Raw genomic sequence first — 1,292 nt, forward strand, 5'->3', positions numbered from 1 at the left:
AATTGTTAATTTGTCAAATTCAATGTTCTATTTTTTATCAGATTTTAGGAGGATAGATGAAAAGTTAAGCATAAGCAAAAGGATTTGATAATTCTCTTAAATCACAATTATAAAAACATCTTACACTTAACAATCAAGTAGAATTCATACATTCTTTTAATTCCTTCCTTAATTTCATTTCTGCAGGCAGGCGTAAAATTCGATAAAACATTTTTATATATTTCATTTTTTCCTCAATTGAAAATTCTTAAACAATCCTTTGCTATAAAAACCTCCTAGGATAAAGATAATTATCATTTCAATCATTCTATCGAGTACAGCACCAAGCAAGGCTTCTTCAAGTGATAAACCGAACAAGCTGGCGGATAGTCCAATTATTCCTTCTTTGATGCCAATGTTACCCGGAGTTACCGATAATACCATTGAAAAAACTACAAAGGATTGAATTAAAATAATCTTTAAAAAATCTATTTCTATTCCAAGGGCGTAGTAGGAGAGATAAAGGCGTACACTCATTATAAGTATAAAAACTACTTGCAATAAAATGATGTATCCAACCTTGCTTTTGTTTTTTTTGAACTGCTTGAGACCTACTATTGACTCTTTTATAAAATTAAGGATTTTGTTTTTTTGGGGAATTCGTTCAGCATCAAATTTATATCCTATGAAAATAAATGAAAGGAAAAATATAAAAACAAGAAAACTAATAACCAAAATCATTGTGTTGATGTCGGTATAAAGTTTTAGAGTAAAGCCTGTGATAAGTGCAAGAAGAGCAGCAACAGCGAAGTTTAAAATATAATATCCGCTGAGGTAAGAGAGATATTTTGAATAAGGAAAGTCATGATTATTTTTTAAATAAATAGCTCTTAAAGCCATTCCGCCTCGCATTGGTAAAAGGTAGTTGTACATTGAATTACTTGCTGATAGTCCAAACCAAATTTTGAATTTTAAGTAAATATTAAAAATAGAAATATTGGTTTTAAAAATTAAAGCATTAAAAAAAACAGTAAGTATTGATACTCCCAAAAGAATACTAAGCAATAGCGGATTTATTTTTATCAGAATCATCAAGTCATTTCTTTGAAAATAAAGAAATACAACTATTCCTGCTATTGTTAGTATGTATAAAAATGTTTTAAGTAATTTCAATTTGTTTATATTTTTTATAGGGAGGTTCTATAAATACATTTCTTTTAAGAAACAAAGATAATGAATAAGATGCAAGGCACAAATTTTTCTGAATAGCCGTAGCTATTGAGCAAAATTTTAACGCAGTCAGATTATTTATT

Annotated in this window: 1 protein-coding gene; it reads right to left on the reverse strand. The window is 28.1% G+C overall.

Translation table 11 applies throughout. From position 1 onward, the window contains the following. Window positions 1-222: 222 nt before the first annotated feature. A complete protein-coding gene (locus U9R42_00205; GenBank protein ID MEA3494441.1) occupies window positions 223-1,152 on the reverse strand; it encodes a lysylphosphatidylglycerol synthase transmembrane domain-containing protein in 930 nt (309 codons plus the stop codon). Between the last annotated feature and the right edge of the window lie 140 nt (window positions 1,153-1,292).

This window comes from Bacteroidota bacterium (assembly GCA_034723125.1).
Classification (GTDB): domain Bacteria; phylum Bacteroidota; class Bacteroidia; order CAILMK01; family JAAYUY01; genus JAYEOP01.